The 17,350-nt window shown below is 62.4% G+C and carries 13 protein-coding genes; 3 read left to right on the forward strand and 10 right to left on the reverse strand.

The window, feature by feature from the left end:
• Positions 1 to 78: 78 nt before the first annotated feature.
• The 3 genes from AC1Q67_RS24745 to AC1Q67_RS24755 form a co-directional block, all read right to left on the reverse strand.
• A complete protein-coding gene (locus AC1Q67_RS24745) occupies positions 79 to 537 on the reverse strand; it encodes a ferritin-like domain-containing protein (RefSeq protein ID WP_054164249.1) in 459 nt (152 codons plus the stop codon).
• A 1,056-nt stretch (positions 538 to 1,593) separates the two neighbouring features.
• Positions 1,594 to 1,902: a ClpX C4-type zinc finger protein gene (locus AC1Q67_RS24750; protein ID WP_054164251.1), complete on the reverse strand. Its 309-nt coding sequence runs from the start codon at positions 1,900 to 1,902 to the stop codon at positions 1,594 to 1,596.
• Positions 1,903 to 2,077: 175 nt separating this feature from the next.
• Positions 2,078 to 4,630, reverse strand: coding sequence for a heavy metal translocating P-type ATPase (locus AC1Q67_RS24755; protein ID WP_054164252.1), 2,553 nt, complete (start codon positions 4,628 to 4,630; stop codon positions 2,078 to 2,080).
• Positions 4,631 to 5,025: 395 nt separating this feature from the next.
• Between AC1Q67_RS24755 and AC1Q67_RS24760 the strand changes: the two genes are divergently transcribed.
• Positions 5,026 to 5,871: a universal stress protein gene (locus AC1Q67_RS24760; RefSeq protein WP_054164253.1), complete on the forward strand. Its 846-nt coding sequence runs from the start codon at positions 5,026 to 5,028 to the stop codon at positions 5,869 to 5,871.
• 34 nt (positions 5,872 to 5,905) lie between these two features.
• Positions 5,906 to 6,400 (forward strand): hypothetical protein, encoded by a 495-nt coding sequence (locus tag AC1Q67_RS24765; RefSeq protein ID WP_492237832.1) that lies wholly within the window; start codon positions 5,906 to 5,908, stop codon positions 6,398 to 6,400.
• A 70-nt stretch (positions 6,401 to 6,470) separates the two neighbouring features.
• On the opposite strand, the gene AC1Q67_RS24770 is transcribed toward AC1Q67_RS24765, so the two are convergent.
• From AC1Q67_RS24770 to AC1Q67_RS24795, 6 genes are read right to left on the reverse strand one after another with little or no spacing between them, the layout of a single operon-like run.
• Entirely contained in the window at positions 6,471 to 7,595 is a 1,125-nt protein-coding gene (locus AC1Q67_RS24770) for an ABC transporter permease (protein WP_054164254.1), read from the reverse strand.
• 3 nt (positions 7,596 to 7,598) lie between these two features.
• On the reverse strand, positions 7,599 to 10,373 hold the full coding sequence (gene rbbA / locus AC1Q67_RS24775; protein WP_054164255.1) for a ribosome-associated ATPase/putative transporter RbbA: 2,775 nt from the start codon (positions 10,371 to 10,373) through the stop codon (positions 7,599 to 7,601).
• A complete protein-coding gene (locus AC1Q67_RS24780; protein WP_054164256.1) occupies positions 10,370 to 11,446 on the reverse strand; it encodes an HlyD family secretion protein in 1,077 nt (358 codons plus the stop codon). Before AC1Q67_RS24780 ends, rbbA begins: the two co-directional genes overlap by 4 nt.
• 37 nt (positions 11,447 to 11,483) lie before the next feature.
• Complete coding sequence (locus tag AC1Q67_RS24785; RefSeq protein ID WP_492237835.1) at positions 11,484 to 12,674, reverse strand: acetate/propionate family kinase; 1,191 nt, start codon at positions 12,672 to 12,674, stop codon at positions 11,484 to 11,486.
• Positions 12,671 to 14,089: a bifunctional enoyl-CoA hydratase/phosphate acetyltransferase gene (locus tag AC1Q67_RS24790; protein ID WP_492237837.1), complete on the reverse strand. Its 1,419-nt coding sequence runs from the start codon at positions 14,087 to 14,089 to the stop codon at positions 12,671 to 12,673. The genes AC1Q67_RS24785 and AC1Q67_RS24790 overlap by 4 nt, the downstream gene beginning before the upstream one ends.
• 3 nt (positions 14,090 to 14,092) lie before the next feature.
• Positions 14,093 to 15,850 (reverse strand): PHA/PHB synthase family protein, encoded by a 1,758-nt coding sequence (locus AC1Q67_RS24795; protein WP_492237839.1) that lies wholly within the window; start codon positions 15,848 to 15,850, stop codon positions 14,093 to 14,095.
• Positions 15,851 to 16,187: 337 nt separating this feature from the next.
• Here AC1Q67_RS24795 and AC1Q67_RS24800 point away from each other — a divergent pair, with 337 nt between their 5' ends.
• Positions 16,188 to 16,511, forward strand: coding sequence for a hypothetical protein (locus AC1Q67_RS24800; RefSeq protein ID WP_057196280.1), 324 nt, complete (start codon positions 16,188 to 16,190; stop codon positions 16,509 to 16,511).
• A 426-nt stretch (positions 16,512 to 16,937) separates the two neighbouring features.
• Here the strand turns inward: AC1Q67_RS24800 and AC1Q67_RS24805 are convergent, their stop codons facing one another.
• Positions 16,938 to 17,312, reverse strand: a complete 375-nt coding sequence (locus AC1Q67_RS24805; protein ID WP_062313662.1) for a hypothetical protein — start codon at positions 17,310 to 17,312, stop codon at positions 16,938 to 16,940.
• Positions 17,313 to 17,350 lie beyond the last annotated feature (38 nt).

The following is a 17,350-nucleotide window of genomic DNA, read 5'->3' on the forward strand; positions in this document are numbered from 1 at the left end:
GACAAAATAATCAACACATTGGGCGCGGACAGACCTCGCACTCAAATCCTTCGGCGTGCGTGCACCTCGCACGCGATGCTAGTTGGTCAAATCTGGCGCGTCTTCGCCCAGAGCGGTGGCAAGATCAATCAAATGGTCTTGCTCATCGAGCAAGATCTCGCGGATGTGCTCGGCGATAGCGAATTCGCCCAATGTTTCACACTGACGGATCCGCTCGCGATAGTTCTTGATTGTGTCGATCTCGTTCTGAAGATCTGCCCGCAATATCTTCTCCGCACTATCGGATACTTCGATGGGTTTTGGAATCGTCGTTGGTGTAGCGCCGAGATAATCAATTTGCCGAGATATCGTCAGCGCGTGTTTCAGCTCTTCCGCGGCGTGCTTTTGTAGCTGATCCGCAATGCTCATATACTCAGCACCCTTGAGCACTTGCGAATAGACAACGTACGCGATGATCGCTTGGTATTCGCGAGCCAAGTCTTCGTTCAGCAGCGCCGCCAGCTTCTCGCGTGTAATCGAAGGTCTGTTGTCTGCCATTTACCCGCCCAATGCGCGTTATTCGGCATAGACAACGCTGCGGTGCTATTTGGGTTCCTTTCGAAATAAGCCCGGTTACAAAGATGTGCGAGAGACACCCCATCAATCGCGCGAGTTTGCCAGAAACGCTTTGATCGAGAGAGGTACAGCTAACAGGGCAGCTTTTTTTGCAGTAGTCGCTGATTGCGCCTGCTTATAATTATTTTCAGCGTTACATTTCTACGCCCGTCCGAGCCAAAAGTAGAGCCTGCGGATTTGCGGATTGTCCAAGTTCGCGCGCAGCGCCACTACGATTAGAGGGTGATAAGCTCGACCAGACTTTCGATGTCTGACGATTCGCCTTCTCAATCAAGGCACGAGCCGGCAAAGCTAATGATGCCCGTGGTGCTGCAAATGACCCCCGAAATTATGTCCACTGGAAAGGTGCCCACCTAAATGGTGACCGTAATAGCCACCTAAATGGTGACCATAATAGAGCGGCACATAGACGGGATAGGAGTACGCGGCGTACGGATAAGGGCCGATCGGGTATCCCCTGTAGCCACGATATGCATAATGCCGATGTCGGTGGCGGTGTTTGCGGGAATGAACTTGTTGGAATAGGTCCCCTCCGATGGACGCACTCGGCGCCAGAGATTTAGGAGCGGCGCCGGGCAAAGCGCTCGCCGCATTGGAATACAAGAGGCACGCCGAGGCCGCGCTGATCCCGATTATGAGAAGTTTCCGCATCATCACCTCCTTTAGGTATCGTACAATCAAAGACTCTTGCGCAGCTCCGAAGGTCCGACGCTTCACATCGCGGCTTATGCCCGACGTCAGAGATAGCAAATAAGCCTTTTTTCATGCCGCCTCCGACCACAAACGAAACGGGCCATGGCAGTAAGGAAAACGGCAATCTTCGCATTGGGTTCCAACCACAATTATGCGTGGATGCCCAACAGTTCGCTCAGCCGAAGGCTGAGGGCGGCCGGGAAATCCGGACAAGTACCGCGCGGAGCCTTGATCGCCGCCCCTCGCGGAATCTCCCTAAGCCGACTATTGCCCGCCGAACCGTTCCTACGCAGTTTGGCAGGACACGCCGAGGGGCTCTGCAATCTTTGCCCAGCTTACCTCTCGATGGCGGAGCGTGTCGACGATCTCCGCGAGATGCTCGCGGTGCGCCTCTGCTGTGGCGTGGAGGGGTCCAAGGGCCGCGACGAAGCGATCAGTCGGCCACGTCGCCGGATCAAAATCCCGCGGCAGTGCAGCAGTGCCGGACATGAAAAGTCGGCTCGCTTCGACGCAAGCGTCGCAAATGTGAATGCCGCCCGGCCCTGCGGCCAGCTTAGCGACCTCGCGTTCCGATTTCCACAGAATGAACGGCATAGCTTGCGCCACACTACGAACCCTACTGTCAGGACGACCCTGACTGTAAGGGAGAACCTGACAGGACAATGCTCGCCGTTCCAATACGGCTGGAATAGCCTTCGTATCTTTCGCCGGCTCCCGTATCCGCCCACATTGCCCGGGCGGCTCCTCCGGTGGGGAATACGCCGAGCTGCTATTGTCTCTTGTCGCGATACGCGAGCAGCCGCAGCGCGTTGACGACGACCACGAGCGTCGAACCCTCATGCACCGCGACTGCCGCACCGATGCTGAGCCCCATGATCGTCGCCGGCACCAAGATCACGACCACGCCGAGGCTGATGAACACGTTCTGCAAGATGATCCCGCGGGTGTGGCGGCTGAGGCCCACAGCAAAGGGCAGGTGACTGAGATCGTCGGCCATCAGCGCGACGTCCGCAGTCTCTAGAGCGACGTCGGAGCCGGCCGCGCCCATCGCGATGCCAACCGTCGCGCTCGCCATCGCAGGCGCGTCATTCACGCCGTCGCCGACCATGGCGACCTTCTGCTCGGCGCTCAGCTTCTTGATCGCCTCAACCTTGTCCTCCGGCATCAGATCGCCCCAGGCCTCATCGAGCCCGACATCCTTGGCGATAGCGTCGGCGACCTTCTGGTGATCGCCGGAGATCATGATCATCCGCTTGATGCCGAGCGTGTGCAGCTCGGCCAGCGCCTTGCGCGCGGCGGCGCGTGGCGTATCCATCAAGCCTATCGCACCGAGTTCCTTGTCGCCGTAGCGCACGACCATCGTGGTGCGGCCGCCGTCGCGCAGTTTCGCAATGGCCGCTCTCATGGCCTCGCCCAGCGGCGCAATGCCGTCGGCGCCGAACATCTCGGCCTTGCCGATCCAGACCGGCTTGCCCTCCAGCGCTGCGGTCACCCCGCGTCCGGTGAGGCTCTTGAGATCCTGCGCCTCCGGGACGTCGCGTCCACCCAACCGCTCACGGCCGTCGCGTGCGATCGCCTCCGCGAGCGGATGATCGCTGAGTTGCTCGACGGCCACGGCAACCCTGAGCAGTTCCTCTTGCGAAACGCCCTCGGCCGGGACGATGTCGGTGATGCGCGGACGGCCCTCCGTCAGCGTGCCGGTCTTGTCGAAGGCGATCGCGCTTAACGAGCCGAGATTTTCCAGTGGCGCGCCGCCTTTTACGAGGACGCCGCCGCGCGCCGCGCGCGCCACGCCAGACAGCACGGCGCTGGGCGTCGCGATCGCCAGCGCACAGGGGCTAGCCGCCACCAGGACCGCCATCGCGCGATAAAAGCTCGCGCTGAACGGCTCGTCGATCACCACCCAGGCGAACAGCAGAATGACGGCGAGCGCCAGCACGGCCGGCACAAAAATGCGCTCGAACTTATCGGTGAAACGCTGGGTCGGCGATTTCTGAGTCTCGGCCTCGCTCACCATCTGCACGACCTTGGCGAGCGCTGTTTCCGTCGAAAGACGCGTCACCTCGATCTCGATCGCACCCGCGCCGTTGATGGTGCCGGCGAAGACGCGCGAGGATGAGTCCACGGCGTTGGGCTTGGCCCGTGCCTTGGCAATGTCCTCGACAGGCCGCTTGTCGACCGGGATGCTCTCGCCGGTCACCGGCGCCTGGTTGACGCTCGACTCGCCCTTGACCAGGAATCCATCGGCCGGCAGCCGCTCATTCGGACGCACGACAACCACGTCACCGACCACGAGGTCCTCTACGGGGACCTCGCGCGTCTCGCCGTCGCGGCGGACAGTGGCAGTTCGTGGAGCCAGTTCGGCGAGCGCTTCAATCGCCTGCTTGGCCCGCCCCATCGCATAGTGCTCGAGCGCGTGGCCGAGGCTGAACAGGAACAGCAGCAGCGCCCCTTCCGCGAAGGCGCCGAGCGCCGCGGCGCCCGCCGCTGCGACCAACATCAGCGTGTCGATCTCGAACTTCCTGAGGCGCAGATTGTCGATCGCTTCGCGCAGCGTATAGAATCCGCCGAAGAAATAGGCGGCGATATAGCAGGCGGTCGGCAGCCAGGAGGGAGCCGTCGGCAGGAGCTTCTCGATCGCGACGCCGACGCCAAGCAGAGCGCCACAAATGAGCGAGAAGATCAGTTCGGTGTTGGGCCCCAGAAGGCCGCCATGCGCATGATCGTGATCTTTTTCGCCCCTGCCGCCCTTTTCTTCGCCGTGATCGTGGCCGGCATGATCGGGACCGGCATGACTATGGTCCCCATGCGCGTCAGCCGCCTCGTCCGTCCCGGAACGCCGCGGCTCCGGCGCAGGCGCCCGGGCGACGACCTGCTCACGCACCGTGACACCCATTTTGGCGAGCGCATCGCGGATGGCCTTCTCAGACCCCTGGCTCCGGTCAAATTCAACACGCACCACCCCGCCGGCGCTCGCTTGCGCCTCCAGTACGCCCGGCAATGTACGCAGACCATCGGCAACCGTGCGTGCCCGGCGCTGGTGGGCGATCCCTTCGACCTGCCACAGCAGATGGCCGAACCGTTCGCTGATCGTGGCACCGGCGCTCGCCGCGAGCTCGCGGATCCGCGGTAGTGGTATGATCTCCGGGTCGTAGTGCACGCAAAGCTGGGCCGGCTCGCCCGGGCCGGTGCCCCGCACGTGCACCTCCTCGACGCCCGCGCGCCCGCCGATCTCCGAGGTGAGCCGCGCGACGCAGGCATCGTCGGCGTCCGGCACGTCAGGCAGCAGGATCGGAATATCCAGACGAAGTTTTTCGGTCATCTCACACCTCTTTGCCTCAAGCCACTGACGACGATGGGAGAGCGCTGCCAGCCTGTGCTGGCCGCTTCCTCATCATTTCTCCGAGATGGAGACGGGGCTGACCGGACTGTTCTCACGATTGCATAAATGCCGCGATAGTCCAATCTTCGTAAAGCCTCAATAGTAGAAACGCTTTTCGTTCTGACGCCCGCAGCGCATGCCAAGATCACCGCAATGTTCGCCGCTCCTCTTCCGGTTGAGCGGACCGGCAATCGGTCGGATCGGGCGATCTTTGGTGCAATGAATAGCTAGACTAATGTTTGTTCTCTCGGCCAGATTGTTGAGCGAGATCAACCCCTGCAAGCGCAAGATGCGATAACAATTGGCTGAGCCAGCGCGGAGAAAATGGAGAACAGATGGCCTTCAAAGACTTGCTGATGGTCCTGACGACCTACCCGGATCCAACGCCGGTCGCGGAGCTCGCCCAAGGCGTTGACTTCGCCGCAGCCATCGGCGCCAAGATTTCGGCCGTCGCCTGTGAGGTTGAATTTCAAATTCCAGGAAGCATTGTCGGTAACCTGTTTAATGTTCCCGCATTGGCCGCCGCTGAGAGCAAGAAGAGTTCGGCGAACGCGCAGATGCTCTTGACCGCATTCCAGGAGGCCGCTGAACAGCGGGGAGTATTTCATGAGCGGCGATCGGAGACTTGCCTAATCTCAGACGTTGCGGATGTAGTGATCGGACATGCCCGACTTCGCGATCTAACGATTGTCCCCGTGGGCGAGGGTGGAGCTGTCGATATCGGCGACTGGTACGTTGAACAGATCGTATTCGAATCGGGACGCCCTACACTCATCATCCCGAAGCCAGCCAGTCATCGCGGTGCGTTGAATACTGTCGTAGTGGCTTGGGATTTCAGCCGACCTGCAGCGAGGACGATTGCCGACGCAATTCCGATACTGGCAATGGCCAAGCGGGTGTACGTCGTGACGGTCACCGGCGACAAGGCAATCAATACCAGGCATTCTGGCGCAGAACTCTCAAAGCATCTGGCCCATCATGACGTCGAGGTCACCTTGGATACGGTCGATGCCGCCGGTAGAAGCACCGGTGACGCACTCGATTCGTATGTTGCCTCACGCGAGGCTGACCTTCTTGTCATGGGAGCATACGGACACTCTCGCATTCGGGATTTCATCCTCGGCGGGGCGACAAAAAGCATGCTTGCGCGGCCATCGCTTCCGATCTTTCTGTCGCACTGATTGAGAGCACGAACGGCTTTCTCAGGGCTGCGCGATGATACGCCTGCAAACCGACATACAAGTGCCCGGCTTGAACAGCCGTGAAGTGACCGACTTCATGCTGAACTGCGACGACGCCAGCTATCAAGCCTGGTGGCCCGGGGTTCACTTGCGATTTCACACTGTGCGCAAGGTCGCAGGCGATGTCGGCAACCTGATTTACATGGATGAATATGTCGGTCGTTTCCGCCTGAAATTCCATGCGGTTGTGACCGCCTCGATTCCAGGCAAGGAGATCACCTGGCAGTTCGTCAGGGGCGTGCGGCTCCCCGGAAGACTCATCCTGGGCCTCGAAGACGAAGCGGACGGCGTGGCGATCTCTCACGTGGTCGAGGCCGGATTTCGCGGTCCGGGCCGCATATTCGATGCGGTCTTGCGCTTTTCGTTCACGCCCGAATTCGCGGATGCGTTGGACGAGCACGTGCGCACCGAATTTCCGAAGCTACGGGACTTGCTGCGTTCGCGGGGCTCTGGGGCCGCCAAGGCGTAGCGCAAAGGCGATCCGCCGCTTTTTGCGTTCGTGCGTCGGCTGGGCCTTGGATGGTGTTTGCTCTGCTTTTTTATCGTCCACGGGATCGCAAGGACTTCCGGAACCGCCACAGCGACAGCAGGAAGAAGGCAAGGCCGATCGCGAACAGGTTTAGCAATTGAGGCCAGACCGCACCGAGTCCCGCGCCCCGGAACAGGATCGACTGCGACAGGGACACGAAATGCGTGTCGGGCGCGGCCATCATGACCGCGCGGACAGCACTTGGCATGCTCTCCGCGGGCGTCAATCCGCCGGCGAGGACCTGCAGCGGAAACAGCACCATCAGCAGCAGCAGACCAAACTGCGGCATCGATCCTGCTATCGTCGCAAGGAGGATGCCCAGCGAGGTGGTCGCAAATAACTGCAAAACCAAGCCCAGCATGAGCAGCCAAAGAGAACCGGCAACCGGAATCGCAAGCCAGGTCTGTACCACGAAGGTGAGCGCGAACAGGGCGGCCACGAACACCGCGAGCGCCATCGGCCAGATCTTTGCCAGCATGATCTCGATCGGTGTAACCGGCATGACCAGGAGATGCTCGATCGTGCCGCGCTCACGCTCTCGAATGAGCGCTGCGCCAGCCAGAATGACGGACAAGAGGGAGACGTTGTTGATGACCTCCATCATCGCGCTGAACCAGCCGGCAATGAGCTCGGGGTTGAAGCGAGCGCGCAGCACCAAATCGACCGGCGCCGCTTCCGCAGGACGATAGTGCCGTGCGAATTCGGTGACCTCGGCCGAGACGATCGCCCGCACATAGCCGGCGCCGGTGAACGCCTGAGTCATGCGGGTCGCGTCGACGTTGAACTGGATCGCCGGCTCGCTGCCGGCCAAAACGTCGCGTTCGAAATTGGGCGGGATCACGAGCGCGAAAGTGTCGATGCCTGCATCCATGCGCTGGTTCATTTCGGGGAGCGAAATGACCTTGGGGGCACTGAAATAGGGACGATAAAAGGCCGACGCGATCCGCGCCGACAGCGACGAGACGTCCTCGTCGACGATCGAGATCGGCGCGTTGTTGAGATAGAGCGGAACCGCCGTCGCTGCGACGTAGATCTGCAAGGAGAAGGCGTAGGCAATCAGTGCCAGCAGAGCGGGATTGCGAACGAGGCTCCATAACTCCTTGACGCCCAGCCGCCAGATGTTCGAGGCACGCATGGCTCAGCGCGCCTGCTTCTTGAGAAAAAGCACGCTCAGGCCGATCAGGACCGGACCCGCGGCCAAAAGCGGCACCAGGGATGACCGGAGTTCGGCAAACCCCAGCGCCTTGGAGAAGGCGCCGCGCGCGATGGTGACGAAGTGGGTCGCCGGGTTGACCGCGCCGATGAGGACGGCCGAACCTTCCATGGAGGCGACCGGATCGATCATGCCGGAATACTTGACCGCCAGCAGCATGGTCGCGAGCGTGGTGAGGAAGATCGCCGCGATCTGGCTGTTCATAAAACTCGAGATGAACAGTCCGAGCGCGGTCGTCGCGATGACATAGAACAGCCCGCCGGCGATGAAGGCGGCAAGGTTTCCGTTGAAGGGAACGCCTTGCACGAAGATGCCGAACGCCGTCAGCGTGACGAGATTCATCATCGCCAGGCCGACATAGGGCAATTGCTTGCCGAGCAGAAATTCCAGCCGGGAGACGGGCGTGACGTAGAAATTGACGATCGAGCCGAGGTCTTTCTCCCGGACGATGCTGAGCGTCGCGAGCATCGCGGGAATGAGCAGGAGAAGCATGGCGATGACCGCCGGCACAATGGCCTTGCGGCTCTCCACGTTCGGATTGTAGCGGAAGCGGGTTTCAAGCTGGAAGTCGCCCGCCAGCGCCCGGGGACCGAGCTTCTCGCGCATCGCCTGCGCCATCCAGTTGGCATGGACGCCTTCGACATAGGCGCGCGCGGTCTCGGCGCGCGACGGCATGGCGCCGTCGATCCACGCGCCGATCTGCACCGGACGGCCACGCTCCGCGTCGCGCGCAAAGCCCGGCGGAATCTCGATGGCAAGGCTGAGCTCGCCGCTGCGCATGCGGCGATCCAGGTCCGCGTAATCGGCGATGGGCGGACGTTCCGTGAAATAGCGCGAGCCCGCGATATCGAGATCATAGCTCCGGCTGATCGTGGTCTGATCGTGGTCAAGAACCGCATAAGGCAGGTTCTCGACGTCCATGCTGAGCCCGTACCCTATCACGAAAAGCAGAAGAAGGCTGCCGATGAAGGCGAAGGAGGCGCGGATCGGATCACGACGCAGTTCAAGAGTCTCGCGTCGGGCGTAGCTCATCATGCGCCGGACGTCGAAGAAACGCCGCGTGCTCGCATTGGGATTCGCGCTGGCATGCGACCGAGCAGCGTCGGACGTCGCCGGTGCGGTGACAGCCTGGCCGCCGCCCGCTTCCTGCAAGTGGCCGATGAAGGCTTCTTCGAGATTTGCCGCGCCACGCGCTTCCACGATCGCGGCAGGCGTATCGCTGACGAGCACCTTGCCCGCATGCATCAGGGAGATGCGATCGCAGCGTTCCGCCTCGTTCATGAAATGTGTGGAGATGAAGATGGTGACGCCGTCCTGGCGCGACAGATCGACGAAGCTCTGCCACAGCGCATCGCGCGCGACCGGATCGACGCCCGAGGTCGGCTCGTCGAGGATCAATATTTCCGGGGCATGGATCGTCGCCACGGCCAGCGAGAGCCGCTGCGTGACGCCGAGCGGCAAGGCATCCGGCAGGCCGTCCATGATCTCGGTTAAGTCGAAACGCGTCGCCATCGCGTCGACGCGGGACGGGATGTCGGCAGCAGGCAATTCGAATAGCTGGGCGTGCAGTTCCAGATTTTGCCGCACGGTGAGTTCGGAATAGAGCGAGAAGAACTGCGACATGTAGCCGACGCGCCGGCGCGTCCCGAGATCTTGCGGATCGAGTTCACGACCGAACAACCGGGCCGTGCCGCCGCTCGCGGGCAGCAGGCCGGCCAGCATCTTCATGGTGGTAGTCTTGCCGCAACCGTTCGAGCCGAGAAACCCGAAAATCTCCCCGCGCGGAATGCGAAAACTGACATGGTCGACAGCGGTGAAGTCTCCGAACCGGGCGGTGAGACCCTCGGCCTCGATCGCCGGCTCCTTGCCGTTGTCCTCTGGCCGCGGCGGAATCACCACCGCGCGATGCTGCTTACGCCTCTCGTCCGGCATCAACGCGATGAAGGCGGCGTCCAGCGACGACGTCCGGGTCTGGGCCTGAAGCTCGGCGGGGCTGCCGGCGGCGAGCACGCGCCCGGCATCCATGGCCACCAGCCAGTCGAACCCGGCCGCCTCCGCCATATAAGCCGTCGCGACGATCACGCTCATTTCCAGCCGCTCGGCCCTGATGCCGGCGATCAGATCCCAGAACTGGCGGCGCGCCAGCGGATCGACGCCGGTGGTCGGCTCGTCGAGGATCAGAAGGTCGGGATCGTGGATCAGCGCGCAGCAGAGGCCCAGCTTCTGCTTCATGCCGCCGGAGAGCTTGCCGACGGCTCTGTCCCGAAACGGACCGAGGCCGGTGCTGACGAGCAGGTCATGGATGCGCCGCTCGCGCTCCGCCTTGGCGTGGCCGAACAGTCGCCCGAAGAAGTCAATGTTCTCGAACACTGAAAGCGTCGGATAAAGGTTCTTGCCGAGTCCCTGCGGCATATAGGCGATGCGAGGACCAACCCCGTTGCGCTCGCGCGCGCTGGACATATTCGCGCCGAGCGCCTCGACATAACCCTGCTGCACCTTGCGGGCGCCGGCGATCAGCGACAGCAATGTCGATTTGCCGACGCCGTCAGGCCCAATCAGGCCAAGCATGCGCCCGGTCGGAAAGTCGAGCGTGATATCGTCGAGCGCGCGCTTCTTTTTGAAGACATGGCTGACTCCTCGCAGCCGAGCAGCAAGCACAGCCGGCTCTAACGTGCGCTGTTCCTGCTCATGCGAGATCATTCCAACACTCTTTGCGGAAGGGTCTCCGGCCATTGCGCCGCCGGATTGAGCTTCACATACGCCACTCCCGGCAAGCCCGGCTTGACGTACTCGGAATATTTCTTGAGCAAGTCGCGTGCGATCCGCACGCGGACACGGAACATCAGGCCTTGCCGTTGTTCCGCTGTCTCGACCGTCTTCGGCGTGAACTGCGCGATGTCGGACAGGAAGGACACCGTCGCGGGTATCGCCACGTCCGGCGCCGTATCAAGCACGATGCGAGCCTCCGCACCGAGCGAGAGGCGGCCGGCCTGGGCGGTCGGCAGGAAGAAGGTCATGTAGACGTCGTTGAGGTCGATCAGGTTGAGCACCCGGCCGCCAGCGGCGATCACTTCGCCCGGCTGCGCCACGCGGTATTGCACCCGTCCATCGCGTGGAGACCGAAGGGCACTGTCGTTGATGTCGACCTGAATACGCTCGATCGTGGCTTCGGCCGCTTCGATGTTGGCTTCGGCATCGACGATCTTAGCCCGCGCCGAAGCGATGCTCGCCTCGGCTGCAGCGACTTGCGCACGCGCGGCGTCACGTGCGGCCGTCGCTCCTTCCCTCCGGGCCCGGTCGTCATCGAGCGTCTGAAGCGACACGGCATTGCGTTCCGCCAACTGCTCCGACCGCTCCAGCCGGCGTTGCGCGGCGTCGAGCTCGGTCGCCCGCTGTGCGAGAACCGCCTGCGCCGCGGAGCGCTCGGCTTCGCGCTGTGAAACTCCGCTCTGCGCCGCCTGCTTGGCAATCTGGCTTCGCTGCAGAAGGGCGCGTGCCTCCCGCAACTGGGCCTGGAGCGGAAGCGTATCCATGTGAACGAGTATCTGTCCGGAAGTGACGACATCGCCTTCCTGAACGAGGATTTCCCTGATCCTCCCCGACGAACGGGCCGCGATGTCGATCGCGACCGCCTCCATGCGACCGTTCCCGCTCGCAATTCCGGCCGGCAATTCGCTCTTGGTCAGCTGCTGCGTCAGATACCAACCGCCGACGCCTGCTGCGACGGCGATGGCAATCCAGAGCCACGGCTTTCCTGTGAACACCTTGCTCATTCCGGCCATTCCTTCCTGGCCTGATCGGTGAACGGCCTCATGAAGGATCTTTCCTAATGACCTGGAGTGTGTGAAGGGCGATCATGCGCTCTTCATCGGTGGGTATGACGAGGATTGCTACGGGGCTGTCGGGCGTCGATATCCGCAGAGCGCTGTCGCGATTGGTCGCCTCGTCGATCCGAAGGCCAGCCCAAGCGAGCCGGCCGCAGATCCGGTGGCGCACATCGGCGTGGTTCTCGCCGATGCCGGCGGTGAACACGAAGGCATCGAGTCCGCTGAGCGAGGCGATGAGGCCGCCCGCCTCACGCGCTGCCCTCCAGCAGAAAAGTTCGATCGCTTCCTCGGCCTCGGGGCCGCCACTAGCCGATAATGTGCGCATGTCACTGGAGATTCCAGACACGCCCAGCAGCCCCGACTTCCGGTAGAGGAGATCCTCGACCTCCGCCGCGGACATTCCGAGCTGCGTCTGGAGATGAAGCACAACGCCGGGATCGATGGCGCCGCAGCGGGTTCCCATCATGAGCCCGTCGAGCGCGGTGAAGCCCATGGTGGAGTCGATGCTTTTGCCGGCGCGCATCGCGCACAGGCTGGCGCCGTTGCCGAGATGAGCCGCGATCACCCGGCCGGCAGCGAGCACAGGATCAATCTCACGCAGGCGCCGCGCGATATATTCGTATGACAGACCGTGGAAGCCGTAGCGCCGAATGCCCTGCTCATGGAAGGCGCGCGGAAGGGGCAGGCGCGCGGCGAACGACGGCTTGTCGTGGTGGAACGCCGTGTCGAAGCAGGCCACCTGCGGCAGCTCAGGGCGGAGCTGCGCGATCGCGCGGATGGCGGCGAGATTGTGCGGCTGGTGCAGCGGCGCGAGCGGGCTGAGCTTTTCCAGTGCATCAAGGACTGCGTCATCGAGGAGACGCGGTGCGGCGAAGGCGGTCCCGCCGTGGACGACACGGTGGCCGATCCCGATCACCTCGCGACCGGCCAAATGTTCCGCCGCCCAAGCGAAGATGTCCTTCAGCAGTTCGGCGTGGGTCAGCGATGCGCCGTCCGGCCAGCCGCGCTCCAGCACGATATCGCCTTTGGCTGAGCGGACGCTCAGGCTGGGCGCGATGCCGATCCGCTCGATCTTGCCGCCAGCTGACAGCGTGGGGTTGTTGGCTCCGTCGAGCGTGAACAGTGCAAACTTGATGCTCGATGAGCCGGAATTGAGACTGATGATGGCTTTCATGCGCTGGCCGGCAATCCTGGGGCCGCCTTGGTCGCCGTGCGCGCCATCAGCACGGCGACCGCGCAGGAGGCCAGACGCGTACGCAGGCTGTCGGCGCGGCTGGTGAGGATGATGGGGACCCGCGCCCCCAGCACAATGCCGGCAGCATCCGCATCGCCGAGAAAGGTCAGCTGCTTCGCGAGCATGTTCCCAGCCTCGAGATTAGGCACGACAAGAATGTCGGCCCGGCCGGCGACGGGAGAGACGATACCCTTCTCCTTTGCGGCTGCCGCACTGATCGCGTTGTCGAAGGCGAGCGGGCCATCGAGAATGCCACCGGTGATCTGCCCGCGATCCGCCATCTTGCAGAGCGCGGCTGCGTCCAGGGTCGACTCCATCGCTGGATTGATGGTCTCGACGGCGGAGAGAATGGCCACTTTCGGCTCCTCCACGCCGAGCACATGGGCAAGGTCGATGGCGTTTCGAATGATGTCGGCCTTTTCCTCCAGCGTCGGAGCGATGTTGATCGCGGCGTCGGTGATGATAAGCGATACCGGATGGTCCGGCACGTCCATCACATAGGCATGACTGATCCTGCGTTCGGTGCGAAGACCGGTGGCGGTAGCGATCACCGCGCCCATCAGCTCATCGGTATGAAGCGATCCCTTCATCAGCAGCCGTGCTTCGCCGGCGCGCACCAGCGCGACCGCCTTCTCCGCCGCGTCGTGGCTGTGGGCTGCCGGCACGATGCGCAGCGCAGCGATGTCTTTGCCGGCCTCTTCCGCAGCCTTCCTGATCTTCGCGTCAGGCCCGACCAGGATCGGCGTGATCAGGCCGGCCTCCGCCGCCTCCACCGCAGCCGTGATGGCCGCGGCGCTGCACGGGTGCGCGACGGCAGTCACCACCGCTTCGCCCCCCGTCGTCTTCTCCATCAGAAGGCGATAGCCACGATGCTCGGCCAGATGGACATCCGGCAGCACGATGCGGGGACGACGCACCTTGTCCTTCGGCGCCCTCACCTCCGCGCGCCCGGAGATCACTTCGTCGTCGTTCTGGTTGACGCAGCGGCAGTCCAACACGATGACGCTTTGCTCGGCCCGTTTCTCGGCCACGGTCACGCTCGCGGTGATCGCGTCTCCCAAGCCCACCGGCCGGATGAAGCGCAGCGACTGGCTGAGATAGACAGCGCCAGCCCCCGGCAGTTCGGTGCCGAGCACCGCGGATATCAGGCCGCCGCCCCACATGCCATGGGCGATCACGCGGCGGAATATGTCAGTCGCCGCGAAGTCGGCGTCGAGATGGGCCGGATTGACATCGCCGGAGACGAGCGCGAACAGCTTGATATCCTCCTCGCGGAGCGTCCGGGTCATGCTGGCTGTGTCGCCGACCCGGATTTCATCGAATGTCCGGTTCTCGATCATCCCATCATCGGCCATCGCTCAACGCTCCAGCACATAGAGGCCGGGCGCGTCGGCGATGATCGGATGGTTCTTGTCGGGCGCGCCCATCGGCGGCGGCGCTACGGCGGCGCCGGAATGACGCTTGAGCCAGTCGCCCCAGGCCGGCCACCAGCTTCCTTCGAAGCGTTGCGCCCTGACGAGCCATTCATCGGGATCGAGCGCCGGCCCGTCCGCTTCGCGGCGAAGCAGGCGGTAGGAACGCCGCGGCCGGCCCGGCTCCGACACGATGCCGGCGTTGTGGCCGCCGCTGGTCAACACGAACTCGATTTCGCCACAGGTCAGGCGATGGATCTTGTGGACCGATCGCCAGGGCGCGACGTGATCGCGTTCCGTGCCCACGACGAACATCGGCTTGCGCATCGCGGAGAGGCTTATCACGCGCCCGTCGACCTTGTAGCGGTTCTCAGCCAGATCGTCCTCGAGGAACAGTTGCCGCAGATACTGGCTGTGCATCGCATAGGGCATCCGCGTGCCGTCGGCGTTCCAGGCCATCAGGTCGGTCATCGGCTCCCGCTCGCCCATCAGATAGGTGGTGAGCACGCGCGACCAGACGAGATCGTTGGAGCGCAGGATCTGGAACGCGCCGCCCATCTGGTTGCTGTCCAGATAGCCCCGGCTCCACATCATGCTTTCCAGGAGGTTCAATTGTCCCTGATCGATGAACAGGCCCAACTCGCCGGGTTCACAGAATTCGGTCTGGGCGGCGAGCAGGGTCACGCTGGCGAGCCGATCGTCACCATCGCGCGCCATCGCCGCGGCGGCGATCGATAGCAGCGTCCCACCCAGGCAATAGCCCACCGAATGGATGGACGCGGTACCGGTGATCGCGCCGATGGCGTCGAGCGCGGCCATCGGCCCGAGCCGGCGATAGTCCTCCATGTCGAGGTCGCGGTCGGCGCTGCCCGGATTGCGCCACGAGATCATGAAGACCGTGAAACCCTGTGCGGTTAGCCAGTTGACCAGCGAGTTCGCGGGCGAAAGGTCGAGGATGTAGTATTTCATGATCCAGGCCGGGACGATCAGCACCGGCTCAGGCCGGACCGTATCGGTCGTCGGCCCATACTGGATCAGTTCCATCAGACGGTTGCGGTAGACGACTTTGCCCTTGGCCGTTGCGACGGTTTCTCCGACCCGAAATGCTTCCGTTCCAATCGGCGGCTGATCGCGGACCAGCCGCCCCATGTCCTCCATGAAGTTACGCATCCCGTCGATCAAGCATTGCCCGCCTGTCTCCAGGATGCGCCGCTGGAGGACCGGATTGGTGGCGAGAAAGTTTGTGGGCGCCGCCATGTCCAGCCATTGCCGCACGGTGAACGCCACCATGTCCTCATGATGTTTGGTAACGCCCGCGACACCGGTCGTCGCCGCGTGCCAGAATTGCTGGTTCAGCAAGAAGGCTTGCGAGATGAGATTGAACGGCGGTGCGGTCCAGGCCGCGTCGGCAAAGCGGCGGTCTTGCGGCAGCGGCTCGATCGCACGCTCGGCGTCCTTCTTCGTCGCGCTCCGCGCGGCGTAGTCGGCCAAACGGAGGCATTTGCGCATTGCTTTCGCGCCGAGCTGCAACTGCTTGCCCGGCGAAGCGGCGAGATGCAGGCCCCAGTCGGAGAAAGCCTGCGCCAATGTCGCGGGAGAAAGCCCGAAGGTCGTTTGCGCGAGGACCGCTGCCGCCGCCCGATCCAGCATCTCTGACAATCCGTCCAACGGATCGGGCCGCGTCTGTGGGTTGATCTCCGGCATTCGTGTTCTTCCTTACAATTCTACAAGCTGAGCCAGAGAATATAGAGATCGACGCAAATCGGGGGCAGCGGCAACCGAGAGCAGCGTGCCTCGACCTTGGCATTAGCGCAGAGACAAAAGACGATTTGTCATAATACCATCTAGAATCTGTCCTACGAATCATTCTGGTTCGTGCACCTTCCGAATGCGGTTAGCCTGCCGCTTTCGAGGACAACACAACAAGATTAGAGCACGATAAGCGGGTTGGCTTGATCTCGCTCAATGTCGACTGGTCCATTTTGGATTAACAGAGTAATAGACGCTGGTTTGACATGTGTCTCAGAAGAGGAGGCTGCCAATGACTTATCCGTTGGAGCAGATGATCGGCATTTCGCATGCCAACACACAGTTGGTGCGGAAGCTTGCTGATATAGGCTACTCTAATTGGGAAGAGCACGTCCGGATGGGCGGCCGGTTCACGAGCGCGTTTGCCGATCAATTTAAGGGCCTGACACCCGGCACAATACCAACGCTAAAGAGCGAGACGGTTTCGGGCCTCTTTGATGATTTTGTACAAAAACGCACGGCGGCCTTTGCCGACACGAAGGCGGCCTGGGATGAGTGGCGATCTTGCTGCGCCGAGGTCATGTCAAAACCCACCGGCGTCGAAAGATCCGGTTGACAAGATGCCGCAGTAGTTCGTCCTAAACTCAGCACCGGCAAATCGGACAAGATTCGCCGTTCGCGATTGGCACATCGCCCGTCAATCGTATAGCGGTTTTGACACTCGTTTGCGACCGAGTTCTCCGGGCGCTCGATCTCGGCCGGCAGACTGTCACTCTCTTTTATCCATTGCGGTATTCCCGCTTCTCCAGGCGAATTACGGAACGCGCGTCGCATCAGTAATGATCCCTCGACGCTTGCAGTCCAGAATGAAAGCCGGGAAGACTTGCTAGGATTACCAATGACACGCGCTGACCCTCTTGCCGCCGTTCACCGCGACGTTCAAACCTCGGCGCAGGCCGTGCGCGATGACGACCTTGTCCCAAAGGGTGCTTTCGGCAGATCGTTGTGACGCCGGCAAGGGCGAGATTCTCCACGTCGTCCGCTACGCAAGGTCGGTCGTCGCGAAATGATTCGGATCGAGCGCCGGCTTCGTACCAGACTCGCGCCGGACGGCCGGTCGCACATAGGCGCCACCGCGTGAGTGATCGCTCATCGTGGTCGACCGCAATGGCCAATGCCGTGCAGTGTTGGCGACCGATACCGCCGCGCCGGTGGCGGCGCTGGTAAGGAGTTGATCATCCACAATGCAGAACCCGAAGCGGACGCGCTCAATCGCCTTGCGCTTTGGGACCTGCGATATACGTCGATCACCGCAGCAGATCCGCACGTGGGCATTGTCATCGATGGATCGGGCACGACGCATCTGCACTGCGGCGAAGACGCGGTGCTTGCTGAGATCATGCAACGGCTGAACCAAAAATGGCAGCCTCCATTTTGGTATTTTGAGCTCCCTCG

Source organism: Afipia sp. GW823-FHT06G09, from assembly GCF_058794875.1.

Coding starts and splice junctions, on each gene's coding strand:
- AC1Q67_RS24760 (WP_054164253.1), top strand. CDS start 5,026: ATGGCCTTCAAAGACTTGCTGATGGTCCTGACGACCTACCCGGATCCA.
- AC1Q67_RS24770 (WP_054164254.1), bottom strand. CDS start 7,595: ATGCGTGCCTCGAACATCTGGCGGCTGGGCGTCAAGGAGTTATGGAGC.
- AC1Q67_RS24790 (WP_492237837.1), bottom strand. CDS start 14,089: ATGGCCGATGATGGGATGATCGAGAACCGGACATTCGATGAAATCCGG.
- AC1Q67_RS24785 (WP_492237835.1), bottom strand. CDS start 12,674: ATGAAAGCCATCATCAGTCTCAATTCCGGCTCATCGAGCATCAAGTTT.
- AC1Q67_RS24800 (WP_057196280.1), top strand. CDS start 16,188: ATGACTTATCCGTTGGAGCAGATGATCGGCATTTCGCATGCCAACACA.
- AC1Q67_RS24795 (WP_492237839.1), bottom strand. CDS start 15,850: ATGCCGGAGATCAACCCACAGACGCGGCCCGATCCGTTGGACGGATTG.
- AC1Q67_RS24765 (WP_492237832.1), top strand. CDS start 5,906: ATGATACGCCTGCAAACCGACATACAAGTGCCCGGCTTGAACAGCCGT.
- rbbA (WP_054164255.1), bottom strand. CDS start 10,373: ATGATCTCGCATGAGCAGGAACAGCGCACGTTAGAGCCGGCTGTGCTT.
- AC1Q67_RS24745 (WP_054164249.1), bottom strand. CDS start 537: ATGGCAGACAACAGACCTTCGATTACACGCGAGAAGCTGGCGGCGCTG.
- AC1Q67_RS24755 (WP_054164252.1), bottom strand. CDS start 4,630: ATGACCGAAAAACTTCGTCTGGATATTCCGATCCTGCTGCCTGACGTG.
- AC1Q67_RS24780 (WP_054164256.1), bottom strand. CDS start 11,446: ATGAGCAAGGTGTTCACAGGAAAGCCGTGGCTCTGGATTGCCATCGCC.
- AC1Q67_RS24750 (WP_054164251.1), bottom strand. CDS start 1,902: ATGCCGTTCATTCTGTGGAAATCGGAACGCGAGGTCGCTAAGCTGGCC.